Annotated in this window: 16 protein-coding genes and 1 riboswitch; of the genes, 5 read left to right on the forward strand and 11 right to left on the reverse strand. The window is 69.8% G+C overall.

Annotated features, from left to right (window positions below; all coding sequences use genetic code 11):
• Positions 1 to 11: 11 nt before the first annotated feature.
• From IH68_RS0130135 to thrC, 8 genes are all read right to left on the reverse strand, one after another.
• Entirely contained in the window at positions 12 to 1,532 is a 1,521-nt protein-coding gene (locus tag IH68_RS0130135; protein ID WP_051833801.1) for a carboxylesterase/lipase family protein, read from the reverse strand.
• A 53-nt stretch (positions 1,533 to 1,585) separates the two neighbouring features.
• A complete protein-coding gene (locus IH68_RS0130140; RefSeq protein ID WP_030941253.1) occupies positions 1,586 to 2,464 on the reverse strand; it encodes a metallophosphoesterase in 879 nt (292 codons plus the stop codon).
• 41 nt (positions 2,465 to 2,505) lie between these two features.
• A complete protein-coding gene (locus tag IH68_RS0130145; protein WP_030941256.1) occupies positions 2,506 to 3,102 on the reverse strand; it encodes a GNAT family N-acetyltransferase in 597 nt (198 codons plus the stop codon).
• Positions 3,103 to 3,266: 164 nt separating this feature from the next.
• Complete coding sequence (locus IH68_RS0130150; RefSeq protein WP_030941258.1) at positions 3,267 to 4,382, reverse strand: NADH:flavin oxidoreductase; 1,116 nt, start codon at positions 4,380 to 4,382, stop codon at positions 3,267 to 3,269.
• Between the two features lie 167 nt (positions 4,383 to 4,549).
• Complete coding sequence (gene groL, locus IH68_RS0130155; RefSeq protein WP_030941260.1) at positions 4,550 to 6,172, reverse strand: chaperonin GroEL; 1,623 nt, start codon at positions 6,170 to 6,172, stop codon at positions 4,550 to 4,552.
• A 349-nt stretch (positions 6,173 to 6,521) separates the two neighbouring features.
• On the reverse strand, positions 6,522 to 6,728 hold the full coding sequence (locus IH68_RS0130160; RefSeq protein ID WP_016436693.1) for a cold-shock protein: 207 nt from the start codon (positions 6,726 to 6,728) through the stop codon (positions 6,522 to 6,524).
• A gap of 451 nt (positions 6,729 to 7,179) precedes the next feature.
• Complete coding sequence (locus tag IH68_RS0130165; RefSeq protein ID WP_030941262.1) at positions 7,180 to 7,455, reverse strand: MoaD/ThiS family protein; 276 nt, start codon at positions 7,453 to 7,455, stop codon at positions 7,180 to 7,182.
• Between the two features lie 116 nt (positions 7,456 to 7,571).
• Positions 7,572 to 8,861, reverse strand: coding sequence for a threonine synthase (thrC, locus tag IH68_RS0130170; RefSeq protein ID WP_030941265.1), 1,290 nt, complete (start codon positions 8,859 to 8,861; stop codon positions 7,572 to 7,574).
• Positions 8,862 to 8,879: 18 nt separating this feature from the next.
• Positions 8,880 to 9,034: riboswitch (SAM riboswitch) on the reverse strand.
• A gap of 171 nt (positions 9,035 to 9,205) precedes the next feature.
• Between thrC and IH68_RS0130175 the strand changes: the two genes are divergently transcribed.
• Both IH68_RS0130175 and IH68_RS0130180 read left to right on the forward strand, forming a co-directional pair.
• Complete coding sequence (locus tag IH68_RS0130175) at positions 9,206 to 10,150, forward strand: glucosyl-3-phosphoglycerate synthase (protein WP_030941268.1); 945 nt, start codon at positions 9,206 to 9,208, stop codon at positions 10,148 to 10,150.
• A 95-nt stretch (positions 10,151 to 10,245) separates the two neighbouring features.
• Positions 10,246 to 11,637: an alpha,alpha-trehalose-phosphate synthase (UDP-forming) gene (locus IH68_RS0130180; RefSeq protein WP_030941270.1), complete on the forward strand. Its 1,392-nt coding sequence runs from the start codon at positions 10,246 to 10,248 to the stop codon at positions 11,635 to 11,637.
• Positions 11,638 to 11,678: 41 nt separating this feature from the next.
• On the opposite strand, the gene otsB is transcribed toward IH68_RS0130180, so the two are convergent.
• From otsB to IH68_RS0130195, 3 genes are read right to left on the reverse strand one after another with little or no spacing between them, the layout of a single operon-like run.
• Positions 11,679 to 12,596 (reverse strand): trehalose-phosphatase, encoded by a 918-nt coding sequence (gene otsB / locus IH68_RS0130185; protein WP_051833802.1) that lies wholly within the window; start codon positions 12,594 to 12,596, stop codon positions 11,679 to 11,681.
• Between the two features lie 58 nt (positions 12,597 to 12,654).
• Positions 12,655 to 12,906 (reverse strand): DUF3263 domain-containing protein, encoded by a 252-nt coding sequence (locus IH68_RS0130190; RefSeq protein ID WP_030941276.1) that lies wholly within the window; start codon positions 12,904 to 12,906, stop codon positions 12,655 to 12,657.
• A 40-nt stretch (positions 12,907 to 12,946) separates the two neighbouring features.
• Entirely contained in the window at positions 12,947 to 14,167 is a 1,221-nt protein-coding gene (locus IH68_RS0130195) for an extracellular solute-binding protein (RefSeq protein ID WP_030941277.1), read from the reverse strand.
• Positions 14,168 to 14,328: 161 nt separating this feature from the next.
• On the opposite strand from IH68_RS0130195, the gene IH68_RS0130200 reads away from it, so the two are divergent.
• The 3 genes from IH68_RS0130200 to IH68_RS0130210 all read left to right on the forward strand — a co-directional run bounded on the left by IH68_RS0130200 (position 14,329) and on the right by IH68_RS0130210 (position 17,477).
• Positions 14,329 to 15,270 (forward strand): ROK family protein, encoded by a 942-nt coding sequence (locus IH68_RS0130200; RefSeq protein WP_030941279.1) that lies wholly within the window; start codon positions 14,329 to 14,331, stop codon positions 15,268 to 15,270.
• A 56-nt stretch (positions 15,271 to 15,326) separates the two neighbouring features.
• Entirely contained in the window at positions 15,327 to 16,457 is a 1,131-nt protein-coding gene (gene nagA, locus IH68_RS0130205) for an N-acetylglucosamine-6-phosphate deacetylase (RefSeq protein WP_030941282.1), read from the forward strand.
• 102 nt (positions 16,458 to 16,559) lie between these two features.
• Complete coding sequence (locus IH68_RS0130210) at positions 16,560 to 17,477, forward strand: 1-phosphofructokinase family hexose kinase (protein WP_030941284.1); 918 nt, start codon at positions 16,560 to 16,562, stop codon at positions 17,475 to 17,477.
• The last annotated feature ends 8 nt before the right edge of the window (positions 17,478 to 17,485 follow it).

The following is a 17,485-nucleotide window of genomic DNA, read 5'->3' on the forward strand; positions in this document are numbered from 1 at the left end:
CGGCCCTCGTCCTACTTGAGGAGCGGGAGCGGCGCGAACTCGTACCCCTCCCACAGCCGCCGCGAAGTCTCCTCCTGATACGGCCCGACCTGCGCCTTCGGCTCCGCATCCAGCACCTGGACCAGGCGCTCCTCCGTCTCGAACGCCGGCCAGCCCGGATTCCCCGTCCGCGCGAACGCCGTCCACGACTCGCGGAACCGGGACGACAGCGCCTCCCCCTCCGCGGTGGCCCCCGTACCCGCGAAGAGCAGCTGCCCCAGGTCCGCTTCGAACGTGCCGAACAGCAGCGGGATGTCCAGGCCGTGGCACGCGCCGAGGCCGCCCCCGCCACCGGGGGCCGGCCAGGTCAGCTCGTAGAGGTGAGCGCGACCGCCGCCCGCGACCTGCGCCTCCGCCAGGTGCAGTGAGGGCATGTTGAACAGCCAGTCCGTCTGGACGCGTTCGAACAGCTCGCCCGGGGTCGCCTCCGGGAAGGCCGCGCGATACGCCCGCTCCCCGTCCGGCCCCGGCCCGAACGTCCGCAGCGCCCAGCCCGCCTGCTCCTCCCCGATCTTGCCGAGCATCCCGCCGAGCGCGAGGAACAGCCGGAACTCGTCCCGGTTGTGCCCGACGAGCAGGTCGATGTCCTTCCCCGCGCCCGCCTTCAGCGCCTGCCAGGGCATGCACGGCAGCACCTCGCCGTCGACCACCGGGGAGAAGGGCGTGGCCGTAGGAGCCACCTGCCCCCACCGGTCCGCGTACGACATCATCTTCGCGCTCAACGCCTCGCCCACCGAGGTCAGTTGACGGGGTTCGACGGTCGCGAGATCGGCCGCCGTCGGCCGCAGCCCCGCCTCCTCCGCGATGGCGGACGCGATGTCACGGGCCAGTTCGCCGGAGAAGTAGGTCCCCGGCACGCTCTGTGCGACCGCCCGCCGGAAGAGCCCCCGCGCGCTCGGCATGGCCAGCAGCGAGGCCACCGACCCAGCCCCCGCCGACTCGCCGAAGACGGTCACCTGCCCAGGATCCCCGCCGAACTCGGCGATGTTCTCCCGCACCCACTCCAGCGCAGCCACCTGATCGAGCAGCCCCCGATTGGCAGGCGCCCCCTCGATGAGCGAAAACCCCTCGATCCCCACCCGGTAGTTGAGCGTCACGACGACCAAGTCACCGTCACGCGCAATGCGTTGGGCGTCGTAGCCGGGACTGCCGGAATGCCCAAGCTTGTAGGCCCCGCCGTAGACCCACACCATCACCGGCCGCCGAGTGGCCGAATCCGCTTCCGGTGTCCAGACGTTGACAGTCAGCCAGTCGTCGCCCTCGGGCGCGTCCTGCACACCCGCACGGCCCCGGAAGCCCGACTCCTGCGGGGGCGGCGGACCGAAGGCGTACGCCTCCCTCGTCCCCTCCCAGGCGCGTACGGGACGCGGCGCCTGGAACCGGGCCTCGCCTACGGGCGGCTCGGCGAACGGTATGCCGCGGAACACCGTCAGCCCGTTCTCCTGGCGCCCACGCACCGCACCGGCGGCGGTGCGCACGACTGTCATCATCATCGACTCCTTGTTGGAAGGCTGGGAGGTGGGAAGGCTCGGAGGCTTCCGGCGTGCTAGCCGTGCCGCTCGATAAAGGCCCGCGTCTGCTGCTCGTCGATCTCGTACACCGTCTCGTGGGCCCGCGGGTCACGCGCATGGAAGGTGTGGAACATCGGGCCCGCCGAGCCGTCGCCCAGCTCCACCAACGACGCCGACGCCCCGCGCACCGCACGCTCGGTGCCCGGAGGTGTCGTCAGGTCGATGCGGTTGACCACGCCCGGCGTGACCCAGACCGGGACCGCCTCGAGCAGCCCGAAGAGCTGAAGGTGGAAGTGGCCGGTCAGGACGGCGCGGACATCGGTGCCACGGATCGCCTCGGCCAGGGCCGACGGATTACGGAGGCCGAAGGCACGCTGAGTCCCGACGTCGAGCGCGATGGGCGGGTGATGGAGCGAGAGGACCGTGCCCTTCCCCGCGGGGGTCGCCAACACGCGCCGCAGCCAGGCCAGTTGCTCCGCGCCGAGCCACCCGTGCACCTTGCCCGGCACGAGCGAGTCCAGCGTGACGAGACGCCACCCGTCCACCGTGCTGACCGCGGCCCGCTCGCCCGCCGCGGACTCCAGAACCGTCTCGGCCCGCTCGGCCCCGTCCGCCGCCAGATGCCCGCTCCCCAGCACCTTGCCGAAGGCCTCGCGCTCGTCGTGGTTGCCGGTCGTGCAGATCACGGGCGCGTTCAGCGGCAGCGCGAACTCGGTCAGCAGCTCTCGTACGGTCGTGTACGCCTCCACCGCCCCGTCGTTGGCGATGTCACCGGTGACGACGATCGCGTCCACGCCCCGCTGGTGGCGCAGCTCGGCGAGCATGAGGCGGAGGGATTCGGTGGCGTTGACGCCGTGCCTGTTGGGGGCGTCGGTGCGCTCGATGTGGGTGTCGGAGAGGTGCAGGATCCTCATGCCCGGAACGCTAGCCGTAGTTGACCTCGGCAACCAGAGTGTCAGGCCGCCGGCCGCCACATGGTCGTCACGACCTGGCCGGTGGCGGTGACGATCTCGTCGCGTGCGCTGAAGCCGACGTTCTCGTACCGCTTGAGGTTGGCGGGGTTGGTCGACTCCAGGTAGGCGGGGGCGCCGACGGCGTCGACACGGGCGAGGCTCTCGGCGAGCAGGGCCATGCCGAGGCCCTTGCCGCGGTGGTCGGTGTGGGTGCCGAGGATGGTGAGGTAGAAGAACGGCTCGCTGGGATGGGCCGCCTCGAACTGCTCCCCGATCCTCATGATCGCCCGGGCAGTGTCAGGGCTCGTGGCGCGAGCAAGACGGCCCTCCAGCCCCTCCGTCTCCTCGGACGTGAGCTCGACCCCGTCCGGCGGAATCCAGACCGCGGCGGCCTCGGCACCCGGCGTCACCAGCGTCCAGGGGTAACGCAGGGCGGAGGTCACGTAGACCCGCCACATCACGGCTGCTTGCGCGGCGCGCCGCTCTTCGTCGGGGAAGACGGGCCCCCACACCGGGTCGTGGAAGAAGGCGGTGGTGAAGGCGGAGACGATGTCGTCGAGGTCGGCGGGGGTGGCGGTACGGGCAAGAACGTTTGGCATGCGCCCATTGTCGGCCTGCCCAGAAAATTCCAGCCCGTCCGGCACCCCCCAGCCCGTCCGGCACCCCCCAGCCCGTCCGGCGTTTGAGGACGAGGCCGAAGGCCGATGGGGGTCTGGGGGCGCAGCCCCCAGGGACAGCAACCCCCACCACCCCGCACGGAATGTCAGCTCAGCGAGCGCAGCGCAGCCGCGTCATACGGCTTCAGCTCCGAGACCCGTCCCGCCAGCACCTTCGCCGCCCACTCCGGATCCTGCAGCAGCGCCCGCCCGACCGCGACAAGGTCGTACTCGTCGCGCTCCAGCCGGTCCAGCAGGTCGTCGATGCCCCGCACCGGCGACCCCTCCCCCGCGAACCCCCGGATGAAGTCCCCGTCGAGCCCGACCGACCCGACAGTGATCGTGGTCTTGCCCGTGAGCTTCTTCGTCCACCCGGCGAGGTTGAGGTCGGAGCCGTCGAACTCCGGCAGCCAGTACCGCCGCGTAGAGGCGTGGAACGCATCGACACCGGCCGCGGCCAGCGGCGCGAGGATGGCCTCCAGCTCCTCCGGCGTCTCGGCGAGACGCGCGTCGTACGCCTCCTGCTTCCACTGCGAGTACCGGAACAGCACCGGGAACTCGGGCGAGACGGCCTCCCGCACGGCCGCCACTATCTCCGCCGCGAACTTCGTACGGGCCACGGGGTCGCCGCCGTACGCGTCCGTACGACGGTTGGTGCCGGACCACAGGAACTGGTCGAGGAGGTAGCCGTGCGCGCCGTGCAGTTCGACTCCGTCGAAGCCGATGCGCTCGGCCGCGACCGCTGCCTCGACGAACGCACCTATGACGGCGTCGATGTCGGCCTGGGTCATGGGGGTCGCGTCCTCGACGCCGGTGACGCGCAGACCGGAGGGGCCGTGCGAGGGGGCGTCCGGGTAGGGGGCGTCGCCCTGGTTGCGGACCGTGCCGATGTGCCACAGCTGCGGAACGATCGTGCCGCCCGCCGCATGCACCGCCTCGGCGACCTTCTGCCAGCCGGCGAGCTGGTCCTCGCCGTGGAACCGGGGGACGCGGCCGCTGTTGCCGGCCGAATCGTGGCCGACGTAGGTGCCCTCGGTGACGATCAGTCCTACGCCGGCGGCGGCCCGGCGGGCGTAGTACGACACCACGTCCTCGCCGGGGATGCCGCCCGGGGAGAACATGCGCGTCATGGGCGCCATCACGATGCGGTTGGGGACGGTCAGGCCGTTGATCGCGGTGGGCCGGGAGAGGATCTCGGCTGCGCGGGAGGGGGCGGTGGTCACGTGGGTGGGCTCCTCGTGCAGGGGCTGCGTTAACCGAAGGGTATGTGCACACGCATTATTGCACCCGCTTAAGCAATTCCCCTGTGACCTCGAACACGCCCGAGGGCGACACCCCCTGTTTCCAGGGAGTGCCGCCCTCGGTGGAACCCGGATCAGCCAGAGGCCGATCAGAAGTCCATGTCACCGCCCGGCATACCGCCACCGGCAGGCGCGGCGGCCTTCTCCGGCTTGTCGGCGATGACGGCCTCGGTGGTGAGGAAGAGCGCGGCGATGGAGGCGGCGTTCTGCAGGGCAGAGCGCGTGACCTTCGCCGGGTCGATGATGCCTTCCTTGATCATGTCGACGTACTCACCGGTCGCGGCGTTGAGGCCGTGGCCGACGGGCAGGTTGCGCACCTTCTCGACGATGACGCCACCCTCGAGACCACCGTTGACGGCGATCTGCTTGAGCGGGGCCTCCAGCGCGAGCTTCACGGCGTTGGCGCCGGTCAGCTCGTCACCCTCCAGGTCCAGCTTCTCGAAGACCGAGGAGGCCTGGATGAGGGCCACGCCACCACCGGCGACGATGCCCTCCTCGACGGCCGCCTTGGCGTTGCGCACGGCGTCCTCGATGCGGTGCTTGCGCTCCTTGAGCTCCACCTCGGTGGCGGCACCGGCCTTGATGACCGCGACACCGCCGGCGAGCTTCGCCAGGCGCTCCTGCAGCTTCTCGCGGTCGTAGTCCGAGTCGCTGTTCTCGATCTCGGCGCGGATCTGGTTGACCCGGCCCTGCACCTGCTCCGTGGAGCCGGCGCCGTCGACGATGGTGGTCTCGTCCTTGGTGATGACCACCTTGCGGGCGCGGCCCAGCAGGTCGAGGGAGGTGTTCTCGAGCTTGAGACCGACCTCCTCGGAGATGACCTCGCCACCGGTGAGGATGGCGATGTCGTTCAGCATCGCCTTGCGGCGGTCGCCGAAGCCCGGGGCCTTCACCGCGACGGACTTGAAGGTGCCGCGGATCTTGTTGACGACCAGGGTCGACAGGGCCTCGCCCTCGACGTCCTCGGCGATGATCAGCAGCGGCTTGCCCGACTGCATGACCTTCTCCAGGAGCGGGAGCAGGTCCTTGACGGAACCGATCTTGGAGTTGGCGATCAGGATGTACGGGTCGTCGAGCGACGCCTCCATCCGCTCCATGTCGGTGGCGAAGTACGCCGAGATGTAGCCCTTGTCGAAGCGCATACCCTCGGTGAGCTCCAGCTCCAGACCGAAGGTCTGGGACTCCTCGACGGTGATGACGCCTTCCTTGCCGACCTTGTCCATGGCCTCGGCGATGAGCTCGCCGATCTGGGTGTCGGCGGCGGAGATGGAGGCCGTCGAAGCGATCTGCTCCTTGGTCTCGACATCCTTGGCCTGCTCGAGCAGGGCACCGGAGACGGCCTCGACGGCCTTCTCGATACCGCGCTTGAGGGCCATCGGGTTGGCGCCGGCGGCTACGTTGCGCAGGCCTTCCTTGACGAGGGCCTGGGCGAGAACGGTCGCGGTGGTCGTACCGTCACCGGCGACGTCGTCCGTCTTCTTGGCGACTTCCTTGACCAGCTCGGCGCCGATCTTCTCGAACGGGTCCTCGAGCTCGATCTCCTTGGCGATGGAGACACCATCGTTGGTGATCGTGGGGGCGCCCCACTTCTTCTCGAGGACGACGTTGCGGCCCTTGGGGCCGAGCGTCACCTTCACGGCGTCCGCGAGCTGGTTCATGCCGCGCTCGAGGCCGCGCCGCGCCTCCTCGTCGAACGCGATGATCTTGGCCATGTGAAGTGGTCCCTCCAGGACTGGGGGTGATTCCTTCGGACCGCGCCCGCGCCCGCGACGGACGGCTCGCACACCTCGTGGTTCCTTGCCCCACCTGGCCTGCGGGCCTCACCGACCCGGTCCATCTTTGTCACTCTCACCTTCAGAGTGCTAACGCCAATGATTAGCACTCGCCCCCTGCGAGTGCAAGCGGCTCTCGGGTACTGGCCTGGTCCCCCAGAGGCACTCCGGGGGACCGGCCAGGCCGCGGACCCAGCCCCTCCGGACATGCCGAAGGGCCCGTACCCTGAGGTACGGACCCTTCGATCAAGAAAAGAAGAACGTCGCTGCAGTTAACCCGGCGCGTGCTTCAGCCGGCCGCCAGTCGGACCATGTCCGCCTGCGGCCCCTTCTGGCCCTGCGAGATCTCGAAATCGACCCGCTGACCCTCTTCCAGGGTGCGGTAGCCGTCCATCTGAATCGCACTGTAGTGGACGAAAACATCCGCACCACCGTCGACCGCGATGAAGCCGTACCCCTTCTCCGCGTTGAACCACTTGACGGTGCCCTGAGCCATGCCTAACTCCCCTATTACTGGCCCTTGCACAGATCCACACTTCGCGGATCCGGGTCAGACCTCACCCCCCACGGTTGGGGGCGTGCGCCGGAACGCGTCGACCGCGGCTGAATGTATCTGTCCAACTGCCGTCTGCAACAGGTCAATCGGACGAGAATTCCGGGCACGACCGGTCGGGACTTTAAGGAGAATTCGCCTGAATTCAGGGCAAGTCGGGCCCCATAAATGGAGCATAAGACGCAAAAAACCTGCACACTTTGGCTACTTCTCGCTGCCCGAGAAGCGAGAACTCATATGCATCCGGCAAGCGGAGTCGAGCAGGTTCCCCAACTGTACCGTGCTCAACCATGCAGAATTGCCCCCTCCGCTTCTCTCACGGAGGGGGCAATTCGATGAACTCTTGGTAACCGACGTTACCGACGGTAATAATCGGCCGTCCGACCTGTTTCCGTCAGCCTCCGGCGACGGCCGGGATGATCGAGACGCCCGCCCCGTCCGGAGTCGCCGTCTCCAGCCCCTGCTCGAACCGCACGTCGTCGTCGTTCACGTACACGTTGACGAACCGCCGCAGCTTGCCCTGGTCGTCCAGAACACGGGCGGCGATACCGGTGTGGTTCTTCTCCAGATCGGCAATGACCTCGCCGAGGGTCCCACCTTCGGCGGTGACCTCGGCCTGCCCGCCGGTGTAGGTACGCAGGATGGTGGGGATGCGGACGTTGACACTCATTGCTTATGACCTCCGGTCAGGTGGAGCGCCCCAAAGGGGCGCGGGGCTGTGTCTATTTGCGGCTCCGCCGCGGGGCGCGACCAGCCCCCACAGGCCCGCAGACGAACAACGACCTCTTAGGCGAGCCCAGCTTCCCGGAAGGACTCGAGGCTCGGGCGAATAGTCGCCGTGAGCCCCGTGCCGGCCACGGCGTCCAGCGTCTTGAGACCGTCCCCGGTGTTGAGCACGACCGTAGTCAGGGTCGGGTCGAGGACACCGGTCTCGATCAGCTTGCGCGTCACACCAACGGTCACCCCACCGGCGGTCTCCGCAAAGATCCCCTCAGTGCGCGCGAGCAGCCGAATCGCATCGACGATCTGCTCGTCGTTGACATCCTCCACCGCCCCGCCGGTACGGCGAGCAATGTCGAGGACATAGGGCCCGTCCGCCGGGTTCCCGATCGCCAGCGACTTGGCGATCGTGTTCGGCTTCTGCGGCCGCACCACGTCGTGCCCGGCCTTGTAGGCCACCGACACCGGCGAACACCCCTCCGCCTGGGCCCCGAAGATCTTGTACGGCTTGTCCTCGACGAGCCCGAGCTTGATCAGCTCCTGCAGACCCTTGTCGATCTTCGTGAGCTGCGAGCCGGAGGCGATCGGCACGACCAGCTGGTCCGGCAGCTGCCAGCCGAGCTGCTCGCAGATCTCGTACGCCAGGGTCTTGGAGCCCTCCGCGTAGTACGGCCGCAGGTTGACGTTGACGAAGCCCCAGCCCTCGCCGGCCGGGTCGCCGATCAGCTCGGAGCAGAAGCGGTTCACGTCGTCGTAGTTGCCGTCGATGCCGACGAGCTCGCCGCCGTAGACCGCGGCCATGACGACCTTGCCCTGCTCCAGGTCGTGCGGGATGAACACGCAGGAACGGAAGCCGGCGCGGGCGGCCGCGGCACCCACCGCACCGGCCAGGTTGCCGGTGGACGAGCAGGACAGGGTGGTGAAGTCGAAGGCGCGGGCGGCCTCGATGGCCTGGGCGACGACCCGGTCCTTGAAGGAGTGCGTCGGGTTGCCGGAGTCGTCCTTCACGAAGAGCTTGCCGGACTCGACGCCCAGCTCGCGGGCGAGGTTGTCGGCCTTGACGAGCTTGGTCCAGCCGGGGTTGATGTTCGGCTTGTCCGCCACGTCCGCCGGGACGGGCAGCAGGGGCGCGTAACGCCAGATGTTCGCGGGACCCGCCTCGATCTGCTTGCGGAGCTCCTCGGTGTCGTAGGCCGAGAAGTCGTACGCGATCTCGAGCGGGCCGAAACACTCCTCGCAGGCGAAGACCGGACCGAGGGGTACCCGGTGACCGCACTCGCGGCAGCTCAACGCCGCGGCGGGACCGAGGTCGACGGTCGTGGAGTCGGTGGTGCTTGCAACAGTCTGCGCAGCCATGTGAGGCGAGGCCCTTTCTCCTCATCTTCCTCACGACGCATCTCGCCGTGAGACGGATTTGGCACCTTCCCTAGCCGGGAGCCTCGCGTAATGATCAACATTGATCTACGAGACCGGCTGGAGGGTTGCCGGGGCTTCATCGGGCCGTATCCCTCTGCCCCTCTGGATGAGCGGTATTCGGTTGTTTGACTCGTTCAACGCGGGACGACCCCCGACATGCGATGGTCACCAGCGTTGTTCAAGACTGTAACCGAAGGCCAGGACAGTTGAGATAGCCGTCCGAACCGCGAGATGGATCACATGATGATCCGGTATCGCCGAGAGAACGCAGAGGAGCCGCCTACGTGCTGGAAGAAGTCGAGCGCTGGCTGAGCACCCGCTCCTGGTCGCTGACCGATCGCCCGCTGCACAAGATCCTGGCCGCAAAGCAGCGCACAGGCCAGTCGGTCAGTGTCGTGCTGCCCGCGCTCAACGAGGAGGAGACGGTCGGCGACATCGTCGCGATCATCCGTCACGACCTCATGCAACAGGTCCCGCTCGTCGACGAGATCGTCGTCGTCGACTCCGGGTCCACCGACCGCACGTCCGAGGTCGCCGCGGCGGCCGGGGCCAGGGTCGTCCACCGTGACGACATCCTGCCGCGCATCCCGACCGTCCCCGGCAAGGGCGAGGTGCTGTGGCGCTCGCTCCTCGTCACCGGCGGGGACATCGTCTGCTTCATCGATGCCGACCTGAAGGAGTTCTCCTCCGACTTCGTCTCCGGGATCGTCGGACCGCTGCTCACCGACCCGGGGATCGACCTCGTCAAGGGCATGTACGACCGTCCGCTGGGCGGCGCCCAGGGCCAGGGCGGCCGGGTCACCGAGCTGATGGCGCGCCCGCTGCTCAACATGCACTGGCCGCAGCTGGCCGGCTTCGTGCAGCCGCTCGGCGGCGAGTACGCGGCCCGGCGCACCCTGCTGGAACAGCTGCCGTTCCCCGTCGGGTACGGCGTCGAGCTGGGCATGCTGGTCGACGCCCTGCACCTGGTGGGCCTCGACGCGCTCGCCCAGGTGGACGTCGGGGTGCGCAAGCACCGGCACCAGGACGGGCAGGCGCTGGGCCGGATGTCCGCCGCGATCTACCGCACGGCGCAGCTTCGGCTGGCCCGCGGCCACCTCATCCGTCCCTCCCTCACCCAGTTCGAACGGAGCGAGGACGGCTTCGAGCCGCGCACCTACTCCGTGGACACGGAGGAGCGGCCGCCGATGGTGGAGATCGCCGAGTACGCGTCCCGCAAGGTCGCCTGAGGCGGCGCGTTACGCGGTGCAGGCGGTGTATACGGTCCACCCGCAGAGCCCATACGTACGTTTGAGCGTTTCCGGGCCGGGCTAGGTTGAGGCGTATGGCTTCCAGGCACGGCGTTGGTCATCAGGTGCTGGTCGCGTCCAACCGCGGCCCGGTCTCGTACGAGGTGGAGGAGGACGGCTCGCTGGCCGCCAGGCGCGGCGGCGGCGGGCTGGTCTCCGGTCTGTCCGCGATCGGGCCCGACGCGGACGCCCTGTGGGTGTGCTCGGCGCTGTCCGACGGCGACCGCGAGGCGGTGCGGCGCGGGGTCGGCGAGGACGGTGTGCGGATGCTGGACATCCCGGCCGACGTGCATTCCGACGCGTACAACGGCATCGCGAACTCGGTGCTGTGGTTCGTCCACCACATGCTGTACCAGACGCCGCTGGAGCCGGTCTTCGACGCGGAGTTCCGGCGGCAGTGGGCCTCGTACGAGACCTACAACCGGGCCTTCGCCGAGGCGCTCGCCCAGGAGGCGGCCGAGGGCGCGGCGGTGCTCGTGCAGGACTACCACCTGTGTCTGGTGCCGGGCATGCTCCGCGAGCTCCGTCCCGACCTGCGCATCGGGCACTTCTCGCACACCCCGTGGGCGCCGGTGGACTACTTCCGGATGCTGCCGGACGACATCGCCGAGCAGCTCCTGCACGGCATGCTGGGCGCCGACCGGCTGGGCTTCCTGACCCGGCGCTGGGCGGACGCTTTCACGGCGTGCTGTACGGCGGTGGTGGGCGGCCTCGGGGGCACGGAGATCGGCGTGCACGGCCTCGGCGCGGACGCGGACTTCCTGCGGAAGCGTTCGCAGGAGGCGGACGTCGACGAGCGGATGGCTGCCCTGCGGGCACAGATCGGCGAGGGCCGGAAGACGATCGTGCGCGTCGACCGCACCGAGCTGTCCAAGAACATCGTGCGCGGGCTGCTGGCGTACAAGCAGCTGCTCGACGACCGCCCCGAGTGGCGGGAGCGGGTCGTGCACGTCGCCTTCGCCTATCCGTCGCGGCAGGACCTGGCCGTGTACCGGGACTACATGGCCGAGGTGCAGAGGGTCGCGGAGGACATCAACTCCCGGTACGGAACGCCGGATTGGACCCCGGTCGTGCTCCACCTGAAGGACGACTTCGCCCGCTCGCTGGCCGCGTACCGACTGGGGGACGTGGCCCTGGTGAACCCCATCCGGGACGGTATGAACCTCGTCGCGAAGGAGGTGCCGGTGATCTCCGAAGCGGGGTGCGCGCTGGTGCTCTCGCGGGAGGCGGGTGCCCACGCGGAGCTGGGCGAGGACGCGATCACCGTGAACCCGTACGACGTGATGGAGACGTCGCGGGCACTGCACGAGGCGCTGTGCCTGCCGGCGGCTGAGCGGGCCGAGCGGTCGAAGCGGCTTGCTGCGGCGGCTACGGCGTTGCCGCCGGCGCAGTGGTTTCTTGAGCAGCTGGAGGCTCTGCGGGGGTGAGGTCTGGGGGCTGCCGCCCCCAGACCCCCGCCTTTTGGCCCTTAAGGGGCCTCGTCCTCAAACGCCGGACGGGCTGAGATGTCCTCGCCCGGGCTGAAATGCGCAGCCAGCGCTCGCAGCAGGCGTACGACCCCCTCAGGGCCGTCCACCACCAGGTCCGCCCGCTCGCGCAGTTCCGTCACCTCGTCGCTGCCGCTGCAGACCAGGAGGCCGGGGGTGCCGTCGGAGCGGAGTTTGTCCACGGCGGCGAAGGCGGGGAGGTCGCCCAGGTCGTCGCCCGCGTAGAGGACCGCCGACGCGTTGATCTCGCGGACGTACTCCAGGAGGGCCACTCCCTTGTCCATACCCGGGGGGCGCAGTTCGAGGACCAGGCGGCCGGGTTCGACGATCAGGCCGTGTCGGGTGGCCAGGTCGGTGAGGGGGGCGCGCAGGGCTTCGAAGGCGGCCTGGGGGTCCAAGGCGCGGCGGGTGTGGACCGCGACGGCGCGGCCCTTCTCCTCGATCCAGGTGCCCTGCCAGGCGCCGATGCGGTCGAGGAAGCCGGGGAGTTCGGCGCGGACGGCGGCGACGCCGGGGTGGGGGGCGGGCGCGCTGACGTTGCCGCTGACCGCGTCCCAGCGTTCGGCGCCGTAGTGGCCGAGGACGACCAGGTGCTCCAGGCCGGGGACCCCGGCGAAGCCGCCGTGCCGTACGGCGACGCCGGCCGGGCGGCCGGTGACGACCGCGACGGAGGCGATCCTCGGGGCGAGGGCGGCGAGCACGGGCACCGCGTCCGGATGGGCGCGGGCCTGCTCGGGGTCCGGCACGATCGGGGCGAGGGTGCCGTCGAAGTCGAGGCCGACCACCGATTTCCCGGGGTTCGCGAGGATCGCGGCGAGTCCGTCCCGGCCTGCCTGCGTGGCGGGTGTCGGCAGGGGGTCCATGGAGTGCGTCGAGTCCGTGTCCGTATGGGTGCCCATACGGTGACGATAACCGCGGAGGGCAGGGCGCACCCATGGCTCAGGGGAGCGCCGGCCGTCAGCGTTCCGCTCGCCGTGTCTCCCGCACCCTGCGCAACCTGTTCACCGTCACCGGGTCGTGGGCCAGGGCCCGCTCGTCGTCCAGCAGGGCGTTGAGCAGCTGGTAGTAGCGGACGGGGGCCAGGCCGAGCTCCTCGCGTATGGCGCGCTCCTTGGCGCCGGGGCCCGGAAAGCCCCGGCGTTCGAGGGCGAGGACGGCCTGCTCGCGGTCGCCCAGCGGCTCGCGGTCGCCCCACTGCTCCTGGTCCATGTCCTGCACGGTAACCCCCGCCACTGACAACGCCCCGCGGCTACTGCGCGTTCTCCGCCATGGACGCCGTCGACTCCAGCTGCGCGAGGGTGGCCGCGGGGTTGCCGCCGGGGGCCACCGCGCTGCCTATGCGCTTCTTGACGGCCACGGCGACCGAGGCCCAGGAGGTCTTGTCGACGGGGTAGAGCTCAGACAGCGGCAGCTGCTTCAGGAACGGCTCCAGGGCGGCGTCCTGCTTGTCCGTGCTCATGACGTCGGAGGCGGAGGTGGTGACCGGCAGCAGGTCGTACTCGCGGGAGAAGGCGAGCACGTTCTTCTCGTCGTAGACGAAGTCGAGGAACTTGCCGACCTGCTCGGCGTGGCCGTTCTTCTTGAAGGCCATCATCCAGTCGGCGACTCCCATGGCGGTCTTGCTCTCGCCGGCCACGCCGGGCATCGGCACCATGCCGTACTTCACGCCCTTCTTCGCGGCGATCTTCATCAGCGAGGGGTGCCCGTTGAGCATGCCGACCTCGCCCTTGGCGAAGGCGGCGAAAGCGGCGGCGCGGTTGAGGCTGCCGGGCGCGACGGGACCGGTGAGGCCCTTGCCGACCAGGTCGTTCTTGAGCCAGGTGAAGGTGTCGACGTTCTGCGCGGAGTCGAGGCCGTAGGTGCCGACGGTGTCGGTGTAACCGCCGCCGCCGCTCAGCAGCCACTGCATCGTCTCGGCCTGGGCCTCCTCCGGGCCGAGCGGCAGCGCGTACGGGTACTTCACGCCGTGCGCCTTGAGCGCCTTGGCGTCGGAGGCGAGCTCGTTCCAGGTCTTCGGCGGGGTGAGCCCGGCGTCCTTGAAGAGGGTCTTGTTGTAGAAGAGCAGCCGCGTGGAGGCGGCGAACGGCAGTCCGTACTGCACGCCCTTCACCTGCCCGGCGGTGGCCAGCTGCGAGGCGAAGTCGGCCTGGGTGCTGATGGAGAGCATGTCGTCGGCCGAGTAGAGCAGCCCCTTGTTCGCGTAGTCGGCGTACGCGCCTATCTGCGCCATGTCGGGTGCCTGGCCGGCGTCGACGAGCTCCTTCACCTTCCGGTCGACGTCGTTCCAGGAATAGACGGTGACGTCGATCTTCACGCCGGAGTGCTTGCTCTCGTACTCCTTGACCAGCCCGTCCCAGTACTTCTGGGAGCTGTTGTCGGCGGAGTCGCCGTAGTCCGCGGCGATCAGTTTCAGGGTGACGTCCCCCGAGCCGCCGCCGGTCAGGCCGCAGCCGCCGAGGACCGCCGTCATGCCCAGTGCGGACACCGCCGCGATCGTTCCTGTCCTACCCCGCCGCTGCACTGCTTTTGACCCCAACCCTACTGTCTCGCTGTTCAACATGTGGACAAGATAGGTCTACACCACGTAAGTGGACTAGACCTCTTGCGGGTCCTGGGGCCACACTGTCCCCCGTGAGACATGTCATCGCCCTGGATGTGGGCGGCACCGGGATGAAGGCCGCGCTGGTCGCGCAGGACGGCGCCCTCCTCCATCAGGCCCGCCGGGCGACCGGCCGCGAACGCGGGCCGGACGCGGTCGTCGAGGGCATCCTCGACTTCGCCGCCGAGCTCAGCGCCCACGGCGCCGAACACCTCGGCGGGCCCGCGTCCGCCGCCGGCGTCGCCGTCCCCGGCATCGTCGACGCCGACCGGGGCATCGCCTCCTACGCGGCCAACCTCGGCTGGCGCGACGTCCCCCTGCGCGATCTGCTCACAGAGCGGCTGGGCATCCCGGTCGCCCTCGGCCATGACGTACGCACCGGCGGGCTGGCGGAGGGCCGCATCGGCGCCGGACAGGGTGCCGACCGCTTCCTCTTCGTCCCCCTCGGCACCGGTATCGCGGGCGCGATCGGCATCGCGGGCCGGGTGGAGGCGGGCGCCCACGGCTTCGCGGGCGAGATCGGCCACATCGTCGTACGGCCCGGGGGCAGCCCCTGTCCCTGCGGCCAACGGGGCTGTCTGGAGCGCTACGCCTCCGCGGCGGCGGTCAGCGAGGCCTGGGCGGCGGCCACCGGCGACCCCGACGCGGACGCCGCCGACTGCGCCAAGTCCGTCGCGTCCGGCGACCCGAACGCCGTACGAGTCTGGCAGCACGCGGTCGACGCCCTGGCCGACGGCCTGGTCACCGCCCTCACCCTGCTGGACCCCCGCACCCTGATCATCGGTGGCGGCCTCGCGGAGGCGGGGGAAACCCTGTTCACACCGCTGAGGGAGGCCGTCGAGCGGCGGGTCACCTTCCAGAAGCTGCCATCGATCGTCCCTGCGGCGCTGGGGGACAGCGCCGGATGCCTCGGTGCCGGGCTACTGGCCTGGGATCTCCTAGCCACTACTGACAGCACGGAGGAGCCGACGTGACGCCAACCCCCCTAGGGGCGCGGGGAACTGCGCGACCAGCCACGACGCACCCGCAGGTGCTGACCGGCGCAAGCTTGGTACTTCCTACGGGCACAGTGCACGACAGCCGCCTGGCAATCGACGGCACCCAAATCACCGCAGAAGAGACCCCGCACGCAAACGTCGTAGACGTCCGCGGGCACTGGCTGGTGCCCGGCTTCGTCGACCTCCACAACCACGGCGGCGGCGGAGCCTCCTTCACCTCGGGCACGGTCGAGGACGTCCTCACAGGCATCCACACTCACCGCCTGCACGGCACGACCACCCTCGTCGCCTCGACGGTCACCGACGACATGGACCTCCTCGCCCAGCGAGCCGGCCTGCTGAGCGAGCTCGCCGAACAGGGCGACATCGCCGGCATCCACTTCGAGGGCCCGTTCATCTCCCCGTGCCGCAAGGGCGCGCACTCCGAGAAGCTGCTGCGCGACCCGGAGCCGGCGGAGGTGCGCAAGCTGATCGACGCGGCACGCGGCACGGCCAAGATGGTCACCCTCGCCACCGAACTCCCCGGCGGCCTCGACTCCGTACGCCTGCTCGCCGAACACGGCGTCATCGCGGCGATCGGGCACACCGACGCGACGTACGAGCAGACGGTGGCGGCGATCGACGCGGGCGCCACGGTCGCGACCCACCTGTTCAACGCGATGCCGCAGATCGGCCACCGGGCCCCCGGCCCGATCACAGCCCTCCTCGAAGACGACCGCATCACCGTCGAGCTGATCAACGACGGCACACATCTGCACCCGGCCGCCCTGCAGCTGGCGTTCCATCACGCCGGCGCGGCCCGGGTCGCCCTCATCACGGACGCGATGGACGCGGCCGGTTTCGGCGACGGGCGCTATCTGCTGGGCCCCTTGGAGGTCGAGGTCACCGAGGGTGTGGCGCGGCTGGTGGAGGGTGGCTCGATCGCAGGGTCGACGCTCACGCTGGACCGGGCGTTCCAGCGGGCGGTGACGGTGGACGGGCTGCCGGTGGAGAACGTGGTGGCGGCGATCTCGGCCAACCCGGCCCGACTGCTCGGGATGTACGACAGGATCGGCTCCCTGGAGCCCGGAAAGGACGCCGACCTGGTGGTTCTTGACCATCAATTCGCCCTCAAAGGCGTGATGCGCCGCGGTGAATGGGTGATCGATCCCCAACTTGGCTGATCTGTCCTGCTGTTGAGGGCGGCGGTTGTCCTGCGAGACTGGGACGACCGCCGTCCGTTTCGGCGTGTGTTCCGCATTCGTCTTCGGGGGAGGTCGGCCCAGGTGATCCTCACGGTCACACTGAACACCGCTCTCGACCTCACGTACCGCGTACCGGCGCTCAAGCCGCACGCCTCGCACCGGATCACCGAGGTGACCGAACGGCCCGGCGGCAAGGGCGTGAACGTGGCGCGCGTGCTCGCAGCCCTCGGCCACGAGGTGACGGTCACCGGCTTCACGGGCGGCGCCACGGGCCGCACCGTCCAGGACCAACTGACCACCACTCCCGGCCTGGTGGACGCTCTCGTCCCGGTCACGGGCTCGACCAGGCGCACGATCGCCGTGGTGGACGATCAAACAGGCGACACAACACAGCTCAACGAGCCCGGCCCCACCATCACGCCCGCCGAGTGGTCCGCCTTCCAGGAGACCTACGAGGACCTGCTCGCCCCGGCGTCCGCGGTGGCCCTGTGCGGCAGCCTGCCGCCGGGGGTCCCGGTGGGCGCGTACGCGGGCCTGATACGTCTCGCGAAGGCCGCCGGGGTGCCCGTACTCCTGGACACCAGCGGCGAACCGCTACGCCGGGGAATCGCCGCCCGCCCGGACATCATCAAGCCGAATCTCGACGAACTCTCCGAACTCACCGGCTCCCACGAGCCCCTGCGCGGCGCCCAGGACGCCCGCCGCCGGGGCGCCCAGTCGGTGGTCGCCTCCCTCGGCACGGAAGGCCTCCTGGCGGTCACCCCGGAGGGCCGCTGGCGCGCCACCCCACCGGCCCGCATCCACGGCAACCCGACGGGCGCGGGCGACTCGGCAGTCGCGGGCCTGCTGTCGGGGTTGGCGGAACAACTCCCGTGGCCGGAACGGCTGGCACGGGCGGCGGCACTGTCGGCGGCGACCGTGCTGGCGCCGGTGGCGGGGGAGTTCGACCGGGGGGCCTACGAGAAGCTCCTGGCACCGGTGGCAGTGACCGCGGCGTGAGAGCTTTC

The sequence above is a fragment of the Streptomyces sp. NRRL S-646 genome (assembly GCF_000720765.1).
Classification (GTDB): Bacteria; Actinomycetota; Actinomycetes; order Streptomycetales; family Streptomycetaceae; genus Streptomyces.